Annotated in this window: 12 protein-coding genes; 11 read left to right on the top strand and 1 reads right to left on the bottom strand. The window is 65.9% G+C overall.

All coding sequences use genetic code 11. From position 1 onward, the window contains the following. Window positions 1–92: 92 nt before the first annotated feature. From ACLJEU_RS22675 to ACLJEU_RS22625, 11 genes are all read left to right on the top strand, one after another. Window positions 93–866 (top strand): SDR family oxidoreductase, encoded by a 774-nt coding sequence (locus ACLJEU_RS22675; protein WP_414662821.1) that lies wholly within the window; start codon window positions 93–95, stop codon window positions 864–866. 233 nt (window positions 867–1,099) lie between these two features. Next, window positions 1,100–3,808, top strand: a complete 2,709-nt coding sequence (locus tag ACLJEU_RS22670; protein ID WP_414662820.1) for a TonB-dependent receptor — start codon at window positions 1,100–1,102, stop codon at window positions 3,806–3,808. 131 nt (window positions 3,809–3,939) lie between these two features. Continuing rightward, complete coding sequence (locus tag ACLJEU_RS22665; protein ID WP_414662819.1) at window positions 3,940–5,523, top strand: sulfatase family protein; 1,584 nt, start codon at window positions 3,940–3,942, stop codon at window positions 5,521–5,523. A 10-nt stretch (window positions 5,524–5,533) separates the two neighbouring features. Continuing rightward, window positions 5,534–6,628: a phytase gene (locus ACLJEU_RS22660; RefSeq protein WP_414662818.1), complete on the top strand. Its 1,095-nt coding sequence runs from the start codon at window positions 5,534–5,536 to the stop codon at window positions 6,626–6,628. 103 nt (window positions 6,629–6,731) lie between these two features. After that, complete coding sequence (locus ACLJEU_RS22655; RefSeq protein WP_414662817.1) at window positions 6,732–7,727, top strand: LacI family DNA-binding transcriptional regulator; 996 nt, start codon at window positions 6,732–6,734, stop codon at window positions 7,725–7,727. Window positions 7,728–7,873: 146 nt separating this feature from the next. Continuing rightward, window positions 7,874–9,553 (top strand): alkaline phosphatase family protein, encoded by a 1,680-nt coding sequence (locus ACLJEU_RS22650; RefSeq protein ID WP_414662816.1) that lies wholly within the window; start codon window positions 7,874–7,876, stop codon window positions 9,551–9,553. Window positions 9,554–9,593: 40 nt separating this feature from the next. Further along, complete coding sequence (locus ACLJEU_RS22645; RefSeq protein ID WP_414662815.1) at window positions 9,594–11,096, top strand: sugar ABC transporter ATP-binding protein; 1,503 nt, start codon at window positions 9,594–9,596, stop codon at window positions 11,094–11,096. Window positions 11,097–11,128: 32 nt separating this feature from the next. After that, on the top strand, window positions 11,129–12,076 hold the full coding sequence (locus ACLJEU_RS22640) for an ABC transporter permease (RefSeq protein WP_414662814.1): 948 nt from the start codon (window positions 11,129–11,131) through the stop codon (window positions 12,074–12,076). Between the two features lie 164 nt (window positions 12,077–12,240). Continuing rightward, a complete protein-coding gene (locus tag ACLJEU_RS22635) occupies window positions 12,241–13,197 on the top strand; it encodes a sugar ABC transporter substrate-binding protein (protein ID WP_414662813.1) in 957 nt (318 codons plus the stop codon). 149 nt (window positions 13,198–13,346) lie between these two features. Further along, entirely contained in the window at window positions 13,347–14,357 is a 1,011-nt protein-coding gene (gene iolG / locus ACLJEU_RS22630) for an inositol 2-dehydrogenase (protein ID WP_414662812.1), read from the top strand. Between the two features lie 24 nt (window positions 14,358–14,381). Next, the gene (locus ACLJEU_RS22625) at window positions 14,382–16,277 is read left to right on the top strand and encodes a tetratricopeptide repeat protein (RefSeq protein ID WP_414662811.1); all 1,896 of its coding nucleotides are present in this window, start codon (window positions 14,382–14,384) and stop codon (window positions 16,275–16,277) included. A 57-nt stretch (window positions 16,278–16,334) separates the two neighbouring features. On the opposite strand, the gene ACLJEU_RS22620 is transcribed toward ACLJEU_RS22625, so the two are convergent. Continuing rightward, entirely contained in the window at window positions 16,335–17,672 is a 1,338-nt protein-coding gene (locus ACLJEU_RS22620) for a fibronectin type III domain-containing protein (protein ID WP_414662810.1), read from the bottom strand. Window positions 17,673–17,686 lie beyond the last annotated feature (14 nt).

Raw genomic sequence — 17,686 nt, 5'->3', positions numbered from 1 at the left:
GGCGGCCGGGAGGGGTGCGATCCGCGCATTTCAACTCGCCCGCGTTCCCGGATTCCCCCACGCGTGTGGCTGTGACTGCCGTTCCCGCCGCTTTGTCCGCTGCCGAATTGTTTTCCCTGCGTGGCCGCCGCGCGCTCGTCACGGGATCGGGGCAGGGCATCGGCTTGACGCTCGCGCGCGGACTCGCCGTGGCCGGCGCCGAGGTGGTCCTGAACGACGTCGATCCGGCCCGCCTGGCGCAGGCGGTCGCCAGGCTGAACGACGAGGGCTTCACCGCGACGGGCCGGGCGTTTGATGTGACCGACGCCGCGGCGATCGCGGCCGGCCTGGCCGATTTCACGGCCGCGTCGGGCCCGGGCATCGACATCCTGATCAACAATGCGGGCATTCACCGGCGGGCGCCGTTGGAGTCGATGCCGCTGGAATCGTGGCAGGCGGTCATCGACGTGAATCTCACGAGCGCGTTCCTCGTCAGCCGGGCCGTGGTGCCTGGCATGCTCCAGCGGGGCTGCGGCAAGATCATCAACATCTGTTCGCTCAACGCCGAGATCTCGCGGCCCACGATCGCGAACTACGCGGCGTCGAAGGGCGGCTTGAAAATGCTCACGCGCGCGATGGCGGTCGAGTGGGGCGGTCGCAACATCCAGGCGAACGGCATCAGCCCCGGCTACATGCGGACCGACATGACCGGCACGCTCACCGTCGATCCGGAGTTCGATCGTTACATCCGCGCCCGGACGCCCGCGGGCCGCTGGGGCGAACCGCGGGAGTTGATCGGCGCCGCGGTGTTTCTGTCGGCCCGCGCCTCGGATTTCATGAACGGACAGATTCTCTTCGTCGACGGCGGCCTGCTTTCCGCCCTCTAGCAGCCTCGAAAGGGAAAAAAATTGACAGCGGCAGTTTTCAAAATGTAAACGTTTACACGAGATACCCCTTCTCGCCGCGCTCTCGCGTCTGCCGTGCTTCCGCCGGTGACGCGCGGGCGTTCCGCCCTCTGTTACCAAGCATGAATACCCCTGCTGTCGCGTTTGTCCCTTCGCGTGGGGCCGGCTGTTTTCGCCGGTTCGCCCCTCTGTTCGCTGTTCTCAGTTGGTCTGTGATGGCCGCGTTTGCGCAACCCGCGAGCGGTTCCCTCGCGGGCAAAGTCATCGATACCGGCGGCGCACCGTTGCCGGGCGCGGTGGTCACGCTCAAGGGCATCGGGCTCGAGACGGCGACCGATCGGGAGGGCGATTTCTATTTCGGCAGCGTTTCTCCCGGCAGTTATACGGCGAGCATTTCCTACCTCGGCCTCCCGACCAAGGAGCAGTCCGTCGTCGTGGCCGCCGGACAGCGCGCGTTGGTCAACGCGACCCTGGGCGGCGATGTGGTGCGGTTGCAGGCGTTCACCGTCGAGGGTACGCGCGGCGGCCAGGCCAAGGCGCTCAACCTGCAGCGCGCGTCGGAGAACTTGAAGGAGCTGATCGCGTCCGACGCCATCGGACGCTTTCCGGATCACAATGCCTCCGAGTCGCTGCAACGCATGTCCAGCATCGGCCTCGAGCGCGATCAGGGTGACGGGCGCTTTGTTTCCATTCGAGGTCTCTATGGGGACTTGAACAGCACGCAGCTGAACGGCGTGAACATTCCGTCGTCCGAGAACGGCACGCGGCGCGTCAACTTCGACTCCATTCCCACCGAGATTCTCGACGGCATCGAGCTCACCAAGGCCGTCACGCCGGACATGGATGGCGACGCCATCGGCGGCAGCATCAACCTGAAGACGAAGACCGCGTTCAGCCAGGAAGGCCGGCTCTTCAACGTTTCGGCCGAGGGCGTCTACAACGACTTCTCGGAAAAATGGGGCCACAAGCTCGGCCTCACCTACGGGCAGCGGTTTGCCGGCGACAAGTGGGGCTTCGTGCTCTCGCTGAGCGACTCGGTGAAGAAGCACGCCGCCCTCGACAGCGAGGCCAGCACGCCGTGGGTGCTGCGCAGCGGGGTGCAGGTTCCCGACGGCAACATTGACATCCGGGAATACCAGGTCCGCCGCGTGCGTCAGGGCGTGAGCGGCTCGCTCGATTTCCATCCGACGAAGGACGACGCGTTCTACCTGCGCGGCACGTACAACCATTTTTCGGATACGGAAAACCGGTTTCGCGAACTCTTCCGCAACACCGCGGCGACCACGACGGTGATCGACGCGAAGCGCGGCACCGTGACGGGCCGCCCGATTCAAATCGACATCAAGGACCGCACCGAGGATCAGAATTTCTACAATGTCACCGCCGGCGGCGAACACACCCGCGGCGCGCTGCGCTTCGACTATCTCGCGGCCTTTTCCCAGGCTGAGCTGCCGGACCCGTATCGCAGCGAGTATGTCTTCCAGAGTCCGAACACGAGCTGGACGTACGATTTCGCGGATCCGTACAAGCCGGTGCTGAGCGGCCCCTACCAGACGGCCATCACGGCGAACAGCTTCACGCTGAACAGCCATCGCGTGCGCGACTCGCTCCAGCAGGACAAGGAGTTCACCGCCGCGTTCAATGTGCGTCAGGACACGAAATTCGGCGACCTGTCCGGCTACTGGAAGGCGGGCGCCAAGTACCGCGGGCGTGAGAAAACCTCGGATACGGAGGATCTCCGCTACAATGCCAACGCCGCCGTCAATCTCGGCGCGCTCGGCCTGGCGCGCGTGAGCAGCTTCCGCAACGACTCCACCACGCCATTCATCACCATCAATCCGGTGGCGTTCAACGGCTACTACCGGAACACGCCCGGAGCGTTCACCCTGAACCCGATCACGTCGGCGCTCGGTTCGCGTTCGGTTGACTACACCACCAATGAGGACGTGGCGGCCGCGTACGGCATGATGAGCGTGACCGCGGGCAATCTCACCGTGCTCGGCGGTTTGCGGGTGGAGAAGACGGACTTCGAGACGAAGGGCTGGTCGGTCGCGAGTCCCGGCACCGCCGCGCAGACGTTCACCCCGCTCACGGTCAGCAGCTCGTACACGAACTGGCTGCCGGGCATCCACGGCCGCTACAAGCTGGGCAAGCAGGCGCAGCTGCGCGCATCGTTCAACCAGAGCCTCGCGCGGCCCAACTACGGCGACTCCGCCGGCACGGCCAGCCTCGACCTCGCGAACAATCTCGAGACCCGCGGCAATCCGAAGCTGAGTCCGTATCAGTCGAACAACTTCGACGCCTCGGTGGAGTTTTATCCGAAGGCGCTCGGCGTGTGGTCGGTCGGCGTGTTCGCGAAGGACATCAAGGATTTCATCTTCCGCCAGACGCTGGCCCGCGCGGGTCAGGGCGGCGCGGATCTCAGCACGCCGCTCAACGGCACCAAGGCCAAGCTTCGCGGCCTCGAACTTACCTGGCAGCAGAATTTCACGATGCTGCCGTCGCCGTTCGACGGGCTCGGTCTCTATAGCAACTACACGCTGACGGACAGCGATGCCAACTACGGCGCCGCGCGGCCCGGCGAAAGCCTGCCGTTCTCCCGCCAGTCAAAGAGCATGGGCAACCTTGCGATCTCCTATGAGAAGTACGGTTTCTTCGTGCGCGTGTCGTTGAACTATCGCAGTCCGTACATCGAGGATGGCGGCATCGGCGGCAGTCTGGCCACCGACACGTGGGTCGACGACCACACCCAGATCGACCTCAGCACCAACTACCGGATCACGAAGCAGCTCACGGTTTATGCCGAAATCCTCAACGTGAACGAGGAGCCGTACATCATGCACTGGACGAAGAACGGCAATCTCCTCCGCAAGGCCGAGTACTACAAGTACGGCGCCAACGTCGGGGTGAAGTTCAAGCTGTGATCCGTTGCCTCTTGCCGCACCGGCGTGGTTGCCGATGGCGTTTTCGCTTAACCGCGGTTACGTGACGACGTCGCGATTCGACCCGCAGCAGCACCGACAATCCCGTCGTTATCGGACCGCACTCCCTCACCATGAGCCTCAGGTTCTCCTCCGCGCGCATCGTTCGATTCGGGCTCGCCGTCCTCTGGACGGCAGTCGTGGCACCGTGCGTTTCAGCCGCCGTCACGGGCCGGCCGAACATCCTGTTCGTCATTTCAGACGATCAGTCGTGGCGCGACACCAGCGTTGCCGGCAGCACGATGGTGCGCACGCCGGCGTTCGACCGGGTGGCACGCGAGGGCGTGCGGTTCACGCATGCGTTTGCAGCGTGTCCGTCGTGCACGCCCTCGCGCAGCGCCGTGCTGACCGGCCGGCAGATCTGGCAGGTGGGCGAGGGTGGCGTGCTGTACGGCACGTTGCCCAAGGAGTATCCGCCGTTCACGCACGCGCTGCAGGACGCGGGCTACGTTGCGGGCTGGACCGGAAAGGGCTGGGGCCCGGGAGAGTGGGAGCCGGGCGGTCTCGCGCGCCATCCGGTCGGCCGTGAGTACAACCGTGCGTTGCACGTGCCGCCGCCGCACGCGGCACTTGATCAACGCGACTACGCGGCGAACTTCGACGCGTTTCTCCGCGATCGGCCCGCGGGCGCGCCGTTCTTCTTCTGGTGCGGCGTCACTGAACCCCATCGCGCGTACGAGCAGGGAGCGGGGCTTCGCGCCGGGAAACACCCGGGCGACGTCCGCGTGCCATCGTACTGGCCCGACACCGACGAGGTGCGGAGCGACCTGCTCGACTATGCGAACGAGATTGAATGGTTCGACGCCCAGCTGGCCCGGATTCTCACCCGGCTCGAAGCCACGGGTGAAATGGACAACACGATCGTTGTGGTCACGAGCGACAACGGCATGCCGTTCCCGCGGGCGAAGGTGAATCTCTACGATCCCGGCGTGCGGATGCCGCTCGCGATCCGGTGGCCGCGGCAGGTCAAGCCGGGCCGCGTTGTCGATGACTTCGTGTGGCACCTCGACTTCGCTCCGACCTTTCTGGCCGCGGCCGGGGTGGCGGTGCCGGATCGCTTCGCAGGCCGGACGTTGCTGCCGCTGCTGGTCTCGGATCGCAGTGGACGCATCGATCCCGCGCGAGACTGCGCGTACACCGCGCTCGAGCGTCATACGTGGTGCCGGCCCGAGGGCGCGACGTATCCCATCCGCGCGATCCGCACGCATGATTTTCTCTACATCCGCAATTTCGAGCCCGATCGCTGGCCGACGGGCGGCCCGGAATTTGTGTCGTCCAACAAGACCTTTCACGGCGATGTCGATGGCGCGCCGATCAAGGATTTCCTCGAGCATCCCGCGAACCAGCGGCGGTTTCCCCGCGAGTTCGCGCTCAACTACGGCAAGCGTCCCCTGGAGGAGCTGTACGATGTGCGTGCCGATCCGGATCAGGTGAACAATCTCGCCGCGAATCCGTCGGTGGCGGCGACGAAGGAGAAGCTGTGGCGGCAGTTGCGCGGCTATCTCGAGCAAACCGGCGATCCCCGCATTTCCGGCCGGGACCCATGGCAGGGTTATGCGTATCGCCAGACGGTCGGATACGGGGCCACTTTCAATCGCACGCTGAGCGCCGCCGAGCGTGACGCCGCCGCCGGTCGCGGCGCCCATAAACCGCAATGAACCTCCCTCGATGACAACGTCTTTGTTTCGCCCGCTGCTCCTCGCCCTGGCACTCGTCGGTCCCCTTGTGGCGAAGCCCGGAAAAACCGAACCCGCCGCCGGCGCGGTGAAACCGCGGATTGTAACGGAACCGACCAAGCACGACACGGACGATCCGGCGATTTGGATCAACCGCGCCAATCCCGCCGAGAGTCTCGTGCTCGGCACGGACAAGAATGTCGATGGCGCGCTCTACGTGTGGGGCCTCGATGGAAAAATCCGCCACGACAAAGTCATTCGCGGCCTCGTGCGGCCCAACAATGTCGATGTCGCCTACGGGCTGACCGTCGGCGGCAAGCCCGTCGATGTCGCCGTCGTGACCGAGCGCTATGCGCACCGGCTTCGCGTGTACCGGCTGCCCGACATGGCGCCGATCGACGGCGGCGGCCTGCCGATCTTCAGCCAGGAACTGGCCCGCGACTGCATGGGCATTGCGCTGTACACGCGGCCGGCCGACGGCGCGCTCTTCGCCATCGTGAGCCGATCCGATTTCCAGGCGCCCAAACAAGGCTACCTGCATCAGTATCGGCTGATCGATGACGGCACCGGCACCGTTCGCGCGGTCTTCACGCGTTCCTTCGGTGAGTGGAGCGGCAAGAAGGAAATCGAGGCCATCGCCGTCGATCAGGAGCTTGGTTTTGTGTACTACGCGGACGAGAATTTTGGCATTCGCAAGTACCACGCCGATCCCGCGGCCAAGGATGCCGACGAAGCGCTCGCGGTCTTCGGGTTGGAGGGGTTCGCCGAGGATCGCGAAGGCATCTCGATTTACGCCACCGGGCCGGGCACCGGCTACATCCTGGTATCGGACCAACAGGCGAATGCCGTGCGGGTCTTCCGCCGCGAGGGCGAACCGAACCGTCCGCACGAGCACACGTTTCTCAAGACGGTGGATATCTCCGCGATCGAAAGCGACGGCAGCGAAGTGACGTCCGCAGACCTCGGCCCGGCGTTTTCGCAGGGCCTGTTTGTCGCGATGAGCAACGGCAAGGTGTTTCATTTCTACTCGTGGGCCGACCTCGCGGGTTCGGATCTCAAGCGGGCGGCTCCCCGCGGCGCGCCATGAGTCTGCCCGCGTGCAGGGCCGGCACCGCCCCGGTGGATTTCGGACCGGACGCCGGACAAAGGCGTGGACTTTCGGTGGGGGCGTCGGACTAACTCCTCGATTCATGGCCACCCTTCAGGAAGTTGCCGAGCGCGCCAAGGTTTCCATCGCGACCGTGTCGCGCGTCCTCAACAAGTCCGACAAAGTCGTGCCGGAAACGCGGGCGGCGGTGGAGCAGGCGCTGCTCGATCTGGGTTACCGGCCGAGCCGCGTCGCGCGGCGTCTGCGCATGAACAGCGGGCGCGCCCACCTGGTCGGCCTGATCATTCCCGACATCCAGAATCCGTTTTACGCCGAGATCGCCCGCGGGGTGGAGGACGCCGCCTACGCCAACGAGTACGCGCTCATCCTCTGCAACTCCGATGAAAACGTGGAGAAGGAGCGGTTCTATCTCGAGGTGATGCGCGACGAGTCGGTCGACGGCATCGTGCTGCCGCCGTTCGATGAAACGGATCGCGCGGTGGTGGAGATGGTGAACTCCGGCATGCCGGTCGTCTGCGTCGATCGCAGCCTGGCGCGGTTGAAGACCGATCTGGTCGAGGTCGACAATTACCAGGGCGCACTCGAGGCCGTGAATCACCTGATTGAAAAAGGGCACACGTCGATTGGCCTGATCGAGGGCCGTTCGCAGGTGTCGACGAGCCGCGAACGGCGTCGTGGTTATCTGGATGCGCTCGCCGCCCACGGTCTCACGGCCCGCAAGGACTGCATGCGCGCCGGCGACTTCAAACAGGAGAGCGGCCGCGTGCTCGCCAACGAGCTGCTCGATCTGCGCCGACCACCGACGGCGCTGTTTGTCTGCAACAATCTCATGACCGTCGGCGCGCTGGCCGCGATCCACCATCGCGGCCTTGCCGTGCCGCGCGACGTGGCCGTCGTGGGTTTCGACGACCTGCCGTGGGCCGAAGCCCTCGACCCGCCGCCGACCGTGGTGCGCCAGCCCGCCTATGAAGTCGGACGCCAGGCGATGGAGCTCCTGCTCAAACGGATCATGGATCCGAGCCGTCCGCCCGTGACCCTCCGACTGCGGCCCGAACTGGTGATCCGTCGCTCCACGTGAACCGCCGCCAGGCCAACGCAGCCCGCCCCCGGCCGCGCGGCGGCAACGCACTTTTCCCGCCGATACCGGCCGGAAAGTCTGGAATGATGTAAACGTTATCATACGTTTGGCCCCGTTTCGCCCGCCCCGCCCCCAATACCCCGCTTATGGTTCGATTCGCTCCCCTCTGTCGCACGCTGGCCGTCGTGCTTGCCGCCGGCGGCTGCGTGCTGCGCGCCGCTGAGCCGCCCGCCCCGCCTCCCGCGCTGGTGGTGGTCATCACGGTGGACCAGTTTCGGGGCGACTACCCGGCGCGGTTCCGCGAACACCTGGTGCCCGGCGGACTGAACCTGCTGCTGCAGCAGGGCGCGAATTTCGTCGACTGCCGGTATCAGCACGCGGTGACGAAGACCGCCGCCGGTCACGCCGTTGTGCTCACGGGCGTGCACGCGAATGTCCACGGCATCATCAACAACGCCTGGGTCGAGCGCGAGACGCTCAAGCGCGTCAACTGCGTGGATGACGACAGCGTCGAGATTCTCGGGCGCGCCGACGATCGCGGCAGCGCGAAACTGCCGGGCACGACGGTTCCGATCGGCGCCTCGCCGCGGCGGCTGCTCGCGACGACGGTCGGCGACCAGTTGAAACTGACCCGCGGCGGTCGCTCGAAGGTCATCGGCATCTCGAGCAAGGATCGCTCCGCCATTCTGCTCGCGGGAAAATTCGCGGACGCCGCCTACTGGATGGACAAGGGCCGGATGGTCACGTCGACGCACTACATGAGGGAACTGCCCGCGTGGGTGCGCGCGTTCAACGACGCCGGCCGCGTGGATTCCTTCTTCGGCCGCACCTGGGATCGGATTCTTCCGGCGGCGGCGTACGATGCACTGCAGGGACCGGACGATGCTCCGGGCGAGTTCGGCGACTTCGGTCTCGGCCAGACATTTCCCCGGCGCGTCAACGGCGGCGCGGAGAAAATCACGCCGGCCTACTACGACGCGTTCGAGCTCACGCCGTACAAGAGCGAGGTGCTGGTGGATTTCGCGCGCACCGTGATTGAGCAGGAGAAACTCGGGCAGCGGGGCGTCACCGATCTCCTGTGCCTCAGCTTCTCGGTCAACGATTCGGTCGGCCACGCGTTCGGGCCCGACAGCCACGAGGTGATGGACATCACGGTGCGCACCGACCGCATGCTGGCGGAGCTGTTCGCATTTCTCGATGCGCGGGTGGGGCTGAAGCGTTGCACGATTGTCTTCACCGCCGATCACGGCGTGGCGCCGATTCCGGAGCAGGTGAAAGCGCGCAGTCCGGGGGTGAGCGCCGGGCGCATCGACAACGCCCGTCTGCTCAAGACCTGCGAAGCCGCGCTCGATCGGGCCTTCGGTCCGCTCAGCGACGGGCGGCACTGGCTCGTGGTGGATGAAAGCTCGCTGCTGTTCCTGCGTGGCGTGCTGCAGGAAAAAAAGGTCGCGCAGCCCGCGGCCGAGAAGGTGGTGCGCGACGCCCTGCTGACGCTCGAATTTGTCGAGGCGGCGTATACGCGCTCCGATCTCGAAGCCGGAGTCGCCCTCGGACCGTATGGCGTCGCGACGCTGCTCAGTTTCAACCGCGAGCGCAGCGGCGATCTCTATTATCAAATGAAGCCGTACTGGGTGGACCGGAAAACGGGCACCAACCACGGCGCTCCGTACACCTACGACACGCATGTCCCGCTGTTGTGGTTCGGCGCCGGCATCACGCCGGGCGTGCGCACGGAGCGGGTGGGCGTGGACGACATCGCACCGACGCTGGCGCGACTGCTCGGACTCGTCGCTCCGCCCATGAGCCAGGGGCGGGTGTTGTTTTAAGCGGCGCGGGCAACGCGTGGTTCCACCCCTCAACGTCGGCATGGCCCCTGCATCCTCCACTTCCGTTCTCGCCTTGCGCGGCATTCGCAAGGCCTACCCGGGCGTCGTGGCGCTCGACGGCGTCGATCTCGATCTTGCCGCCGGCGAAGTCCACGTGCTCCTCGGCGAAAACGGCGCGGGCAAATCGACGTTGATGAAGATCATCAGCGGCGCGGTGCGGCGCGACGCCGGTGAAATTCTTGTCGACGGCGCTGCAGTCGACCTCGACGGACCGCGGCACGCGCAGGCCCTCGGCATCGGCATCATTTATCAGGAGTTCAATCTCATCCCGCATCTCCGGGCCGGGGAAAACATTCTGCTGGGGCGCGAGCCCTCGCTGGTGCCCGGCGTGATCGATCAACGCGCGCTGATGCGCGACGCGCAGCGCCAGCTCGATGAGCTCGGCGTCGCGATCGACGCGCGTGCGGTGGTCAGCCGCCTCAGCGTGGCGCAGCAACAGATGGTCGAGGTTGCCAAGGCCCTTTCGCTGAACGCCCGCGTGTTGATCATGGACGAGCCGACGTCGGCGCTGACCGAACAGGAGATCAAGGAACTCTTCGCGGCCATCCGGCGATTGCGCGCGCGGGGCGTCGCCATCGTCTACATTTCCCACCGGATGGAGGAGCTTTTTGCCATCGGCGATCGCGTGACGGTCTTGCGCGACGGCCGGCACGTCGGCACGCGCGCCATCGGCGAGACCACCATGAGTGAACTGGTGCGACTGATGGTGGGACGCGATCTGAAGGATCAGTTTCCCAAGCAGCGCGCGGCGGTCGGCGAGGAAGTGCTGCGCGTCGAGCACCTGCGCCGCGACGGTGTGCTGCACGACATCAATTTTGCCCTGCGGCGCGGTGAGGTCGTCGGACTCGCGGGGCTCATGGGTTCGGGTCGGACGGAACTCGCGCGGGCTGTCTTTGGCGCGGATGCAATCGACGGCGGTCGGGTGTTGATCCGCGGCGAGGAGCGGACGATCGCGTCCCCGCGCGATGCCATCGATCTCGGGCTCGGGCTGCTGACCGAGGACCGGAAACAGCAGGGCCTCGTGCTGGTGCTTTCGGTCCAGGAGAACATGTGCCTGCCGAGCGTCGGCCGCTTTTCGCGCGGCGGCGTCATGCAGCCGGCGCGCGAATCCGAGGCGACCGCGCGTCGAATTCAGGAGTTGCGCATCAAGACGCCGGGTCCGCACCAGCGCGTGGTGCACCTCAGCGGCGGCAACCAGCAGAAGGTTGTCCTCGGAAAATGGCTGTGCACCGAGGCGGACATCCTGATCTTCGACGAACCGACGCGCGGCATCGACGTCGGGGCGAAGGTCGAGATCTATCAGTTGATGAACCAGCTCGCGGCGCGCGGCGCGGCGATCCTGATGATCTCGTCCGAACTGCCCGAGATCCTCGGGATGAGCGATCGCATCCTGGTGATGCACGCGGGGCGAATCGCGGGCGAGTTTCCGGCCGCCGAAGCCACGCAGGAGAAACTCCTCGCCGTCGCCCTCGGCAACAACTGAACGATGTCCACTCGCGCCCTGACTTCCTCGCCATGAGTGTCCGCTCCTTTCTCATCCATTACGCGCGGCAGTTCGGCACGCTCGCCGGACTGGTGGGGCTGTGCGTGGTCCTGTGGATCCTGACGCCGCATTTTCTCACGGTTTCAAATCTCCTCAACGTCGCGCAGCAGACGTCCATCAACGCGATCATCGCCGTTGGCCTGACGTTCGTGATCATCAGCGGTGGCATCGATCTCTCCGTGGGATCGATGGTGGCGTTTTCCGGCGTGGTCATGGCGAGCCTCCTGCAACGCGGCCTGCCGCTGCCGGTGGCGCTGGCGGCCGGGTTGGGCACGGGCCTGGCGGGCGGTTTGGTGAACGGCCTGCTGATCACGTTGGGCAGGCTGCCGCCGTTCATCGCGACGCTCGGCATGATGAGCGTCGCCCGCGGCGGGGCGCTGCTCTACACGGAGGGCCGGCCGGTCTCCGGCTTCGAGGAGAATTTCCGCTGGATCGCGACGGGCGAAATCGGCTTCGTCCCCGTCCCGGTGATCGTCATGGGTGCCGTCTATGCGGTCGCGCACTTCGTCCTGCAGCGCACGCCCTTCGGCCGCTACGCGTTTGCGATCGGCGGCAACGAGGAGGCCGCGCTGCTCTCGGGCGTGAAAGTGCGTTTCCACAAGACGATGGTTTACGGCGCGTGCGGGCTGCTCAGTGCGCTCGCGGGCGTGGTGCTCACGGCCCGGCTCAACTCCGCGCAGCCGATTGCCGGCATCAACTACGAGCTGGATGCGATCGCCGCGACGGTGATCGGCGGCACGAGTCTCATGGGCGGGCAGGGGAGCGTGATCGGCACGCTCATCGGCGCGTTGATCATGGGCGTCCTGCGCAACGGCCTGAACCTGCTCGGCGTGTCGTCGTTCGTGCAGCAGGTCGTGATCGGCGCCGTGATCATCCTCGCGGTGCTGATGGACATGGCGTTCAAGCAACGGAAGAAGTGAACCACTCGGACTACGGATGCGAATGCTCTCCCGGCAGAACCAATTCAGAAGCCAGGAAACCAGGAAAAGGGCCGCTGCTGTTTCCTGGCTTTCTGGCTTCTGAATTTTGCCAGGTGATTCGCCGCGTGCTGAAGGTGTCGCACTTGAAATTACCCTTTTACCCTATGAAAACTCCCCGTCTTCTTCTGCCGCTCACCCTGGGGTGCGCGTTGTTGTTCAGTGGCTGCAATCGCGGTGACAAATCCACCGGCACAGCTGCGGCGGGGAGCGCGCCGGGTGCGCCCACCATCGCGCTGGTGGTGAAGACGCTCAATAACCCGTTCTTCATCGAAATGCAGAAAGGGGCCGAGGAGGCGGCGAAGAAACTGGGCGTCACCCTCGTCGTGCAGGCCGCCGATCGCGAGGTCGACGTCGAGCGGCAGATGCAGATCATCGAGAATCTCATCGAGCGAAAAGTGAACGCCCTGTGCGTGGCGCCGAGCGGCTCGCGTGAAATCGTTCCGGTCATCGTGAAGGCAAACAAGGCCGGCATCCCGGTGCTCGTGGTCGACACGCGCGCCGACGAGAAGGCGCTGGCTGCGGCGGGCGGGAAGATCGCGACGTTCATCGGCTCGGACAATTTCGACGGCGGCAAGATCGCGGGCGCGTTCGTGGCGGAGAAGCTCGGGGGCAAGGGCTCCGTCGCCGTGCTCGAAGGCATTCCCGGCCATGAGACCGGTGACGCCCGGCTGCGCGGTTTCCGCGAAGCGATCGCGAGGGCTCCGGGCATCACGATCGTCGCGTCGCAGCCCGCGAACTGGGAGCGCGACCAGGGTTTCAATGTCTTTCAAAACATCCTGCAGGCAAACCCGGGCGTGACGGCGTTGTTTGCGTGCAACGATCTCATGGCGCTCGGTGCGACCGAAGCGATCGCGGCGGCGGGCAAGACCGGCAAGATCCTTGTGGTCGGTTTCGACGCCCAGCCCGAGGCTCGCGCCGCGATCAAGAAGGGCACGATGGCCGCGACCGTTGCACAGTTTCCCTCGCGCATGGGGTCCACCGCGATCGAGAACGCTGCCAAGCTGCTCCGCGGCGAGAAGATCGAGGCGTTCACGCCGGTGTCGATCGAGCTCGTGAAGTGAGCGTATTCCCGGGACCGCGACCGCCCCCGGTCGCTGCCTGAAACAGCGACCGGGGGCGGTCGCGGTCCCACCAGCCTCCCACCAGCCTCCCACCAGCCTCCCACCAGCCTCCCACCTGCCTCCCACCTGCCGAACCACCAAGCGTTCTCATGAAATCCAAACTCAACGTCGGTCTCGTCGGCGTCGGTCGCATGGGCCTCGCCTACGCGCGCTACCTTTCCTCCCGCGTGCCCGGAGCCACGCTCCACGCCGTCTCGGATGTCCGCGCTGACGCGGCGGAGAGCGTCCGCGCCGAGTGCGGTGCGGCCAAAGCGTACACGGACTATCACGCACTCGTGAATGATCCGGCGGTGGACGCCGTAGTCGTGATGACGCCGACGAAGCTCCACCTCGACGTCGTCGTGGCCGCCGCCCGCGCCGGCAAGGCGATCTTCTGCGAAAAACCCCTCGCGCTCACCATCGAGGACGCGACCAGGATGCACGAGGCGGTGACGAAGAGCGGCGTGTTTTTCCAGCTCGGCTTCATGCGTCGCTTCGATGCCGGCTATGTCGCAGCCAAGCGGAAGATCGACGCCGGCGTGATCGGAAAGCCGTGCGTGTTCAAGTCGACGTCGAAGGACAAGGAGCGGCCGAGCGTCGACTACCTGCGGCCGGAGAACAGCGGCGGTCTTTTCATCGACATGGGCATCCACGATTTCGATCTGGCGCGCTGGTTCATCGGTGACGTCGCCAGCGTCTACAGCACCGGCGGCGTGCTGGCGTATCCAGAAATGCAGGGCATCGGGGACTGGGACAACGCGATCACGAACCTGCGTTTCAAGAACGGCTGCATCGGCGTGGTCACGCTCAGCCGCAACGGCATCTACGGTTACGGCATCCACACCGAGATCGTCGGCACCGAGGGGACGATTCAGATCGGTTATGATCGCGAGACGCCCGTGCTGGTCATGCGCAAGGACACCGTGGAGCACGACACCATCCCGGGATTCTACGAACGGTTTGAAGACGCGTACATCGCCCAATTGCAGGACTTCGTTCGCAATCTCACGGAAAGCCGCCCACCACCGATCACCGCGGCTGATGGCATCGCCGCACAGCGCATCGCGCATGCCGCGACCCGGTCCGCACAGGAGAACCGCGTGGTCGAGGTGGAAGGCTGACGCTGCTGACGCGGTCCTCGCGCTGTGAGCCGCCACCGCCCAGCTCAAGCGGGTCCTTTCACCGCTGCGCCGCGGTGGCTGGCGCCGGCGCTGCTGGTGGTCCTGGCCCTCGCGGCGTATCACAACAGCTTTTCCGGGCCGTTCGTCTTCGACGATTTGCCCGCGATTCGTGACAACCTGACGTTGCGGTCGTGGGCCGCGTGGCCCGGGGTGTTGGCTCCGCCGGAAAATTCGGGTGTCGGCGGCCGGCCGTTCGCGAATCTCACGTTCGCGCTCAACTTCGCCTGGGGCGGCGGCGATGTCGGTGGCTATCACGCGGTGAATCTGGCGCTGCATGTCGGGGCGTCACTGCTGCTGTTCGGTGTGACGACACGGACGCCGGCGTCCGCAGGCGTCGCCCTGCTCGCGACTGCGCTCTGGACCGTTCACCCGCTGACGACGGCGTCGGTGTCGTACCTGTCGCAGCGGACGGAGCTGCTCGCCGGGCTGTTTTATCTCCTGACGCTGTATGCGTTTCTCCGCAGCGTGAGCGGTGCCGAACTGCGCTGGAAAGCAGTGTCGGTGGCGGCATGCCTGCTGGGCGCCTTGAGCAAGGAGATCGTGGTGACGGCTCCGGTTCTGGTGTTGTTGTACGATCGGACGTTTGTGGCGGGGACGTTGCGGGCGGCCTGGAGCGCGCGTCGCGGTTATTATCTGTCGCTGGCGTCGTCGTGGCTGGTGATTGGCTGGCTGCTGACCACCGGTCTCGGCCAGCGCAGCGTGGGATTCGGTCTCGGCGTTTCGCCCGGGATCTACGCCCTCACGGAGTGTCGTTCGATTCTCATCTATGTGCGGCAGGCCATCTGGCCGGCGTCATTGGTTTTCGACTACGGTCCCGATTTCGTGGCAGCAAACCTGCCGGCGCTGCTGGGCGCGGGAGTGATCGTGGTCGCGATCGGCCTGACAGTGCACGCGGTGTATCGCGGCCGTGCGGCGGGTTTTGCGGCGGCGGCGTTTCTTCTGATCCTGGCTCCCACGTCGAGCGTCGTCCCGGTGGCCGAGCAACCCACGGCGGAGAATCGGATGTACCTGCCGCTGGCAGTGCTCGTGGTGGCGGGCGCGTCCGGGCTGCACCGCGGGATTGGCGCCGGACTTCACCGGGGACTGGGTGTTGGAATCGCGGCGTGTGTCGCGCTGACGGTGGCGCGCAACGACGTGTACCGGACGACGGTGGACCTCTGGGCCGACACGGTCGGGAAGCGCCCGCAGAATCCGCGCGCGGCCTTCAACTACGGTTTGGCGTTGCTGGAGGCGGGCCGGACGCACGCCGCGGCCCTTGCATTTGAACGCGCGATCCACTTGCAGCCGCAGGAAGCCAAGGCGCACAACAGTCTCGGCAACGCGCTGCTGGAACAGGGACGCGTCTCCGACGCCCTGCCGCGGTTTGCGGAGGCGGTGCGGTTGCGGCCGGGTTTCGCGCGGGCGTGGTGCAACTGGGGCACGGCGTTGCTTGCCGCCGGGGACGCCGTGGGGGCCGCGACCCGGTTCGAGCGGGCGATCCAGCTGGAGCCCATGCTGGCCGAGGCGCAGCTCGGTCTCGGCAACGTCTGGTTTCAACAGCACCGGCTGATGGAAGCGGTGCGGGCGTACGAAGCGGCGCTGCGGCTGGAGCCGGGATTGGTGGACGCGCGGTACAATCTTGGGAGCGCTTGCCTGGAACTCAATCGGGTCGACGACGCGGTGGGCCACTTTTCCGCCGCCGTGACATTGAGGCCGGGCGACGCCGAGCTGCGAAATCACCTCGGCGCGGCGCTGGTTCGCGCGGGGCGCGTGGCGGACGCGGTTGAACAGTTCGAGGCGGCCCTCCGCCTCAAACCGGATTACGCGGACGCCCGCGACAATCTCGCGCTGGCCCGTGGCGGAAGTCGGCCGGCGAGGTAGCTGTACGGTTGCCTGGCCTCCCGCGCGGGTGTCGTGACGACGAACCCGCTGCCGACGTCAACGCTGCGTGGGAATGGAAAAACGATCGAACTCGGCGCCCGTGGGATCGATCGCGGCGACGTCGGCGCGATCGGCCATCAGCGTGACGACGAAGACATGGTTTTTCGAGTGAGCCCGCTCGAGGTAGGGCGCTTGATCGAGTGCAGTCGTGGCCCGGGTGTTGACGGCCCACGCGCCGTCGCCGAGGTAGCGTGTGCCGGTGGGATTGCGTTCACCGCCCTTCAGGGGATGCGTAACCTTGTAGGTGTGGTCGTGATTTTCGAAGGCAAAGCGCACGCCCGCCGCGTCGAACAGCGGAACCCAGTTGGCGCGGATCGCCACGGACGTCCCACCGGCGAAGGAACGATGGGAGGGATAGGCCGGCACATGGTAGAACGGCACGATGTACGGCACGTGGCGGCGCTGCTCGAGCGTGCCCTTGAGCCAGTCCGTCTGCGGACCGGGCACGGGATTGGTGTGAAACGAATCGAGCGCCACCAGACTCAGGTAGTTGCCAACGTCGAGGACGTTGTAGCCGGGCCGGCCGGGAAAGGCGAAGAGCGTGTAGAAAAACAAGGCGCGGTCGGACGAGACGCCGCGATTGGGTGCGCCGCCGCGGATCAGGTAGGTGTCACCGTGCACCTCATGATTTCCGATCGCCGGCACGACAGGAATCATGCGGCCGTCCTTCGTCACCATCGTGTCGCGCCAGATCCGGAAAAAATCGAACCAGCGCGACGCGGCCTTCGGTTCGTTGTTCACGTACGCGATGTCACCGCCGAGCAGCGCAAACTCCGGATCCTGGGCGGCGGCGGTGCGGCACATCGTGGCCATCAGGTCCGGGCTCGTGCCGCCGTAGATGTCGCCGCCCGAAACGAAACGCACCGGCCGGCTGAGCGTCGCCGGCAGCGTGCGGAATTTCTGCACGGTCCCATGCGGTTGAAACAGCATGGCGCCGTCCGGCTCGCGCGTGCTCAACCGCCCGAGCCGAAACTCGTACAGCGTGTCGCCGCGCAGCCCCGTGATCTCCACCGTGTGCACCATGCGGTTCGTGAAAGGCATCTGCGCCGCCCGGCCGGACGCGCGCGACCAGGCGTCACCGGCGGCTCCGCCCGCGGCGCGAAATTCCAGGACGGAATCCGTGAATCCTTCCGTCCAATCCGTGTGCCAGTGCACGGTCATCGTCGTGACAGGATCGCGCTGCCAGGTGAGATAAACGGCCACCGGCAACGGCGGCGGGGGCAACGGCACGACGGCCGTCGCAGCTGATTGCTTCGGTGCGGATGCTGTGTCCGCGCCCGAAAGCGCGGTGCAGGCAAGGACGAGGAGGGCGAGCGGGTGGCGCAGCGTTTTCAAGCGGGGAAGGTGAA

Source organism: Terrisphaera buseokensis (assembly GCF_047521145.2).
GTDB lineage: Bacteria > Verrucomicrobiota > Verrucomicrobiia > Opitutales > Opitutaceae > ER46.
The sequence above is the reverse complement of the archived record's forward strand: the minus strand, read 5'-3'. Positions and strand labels throughout refer to the sequence as shown.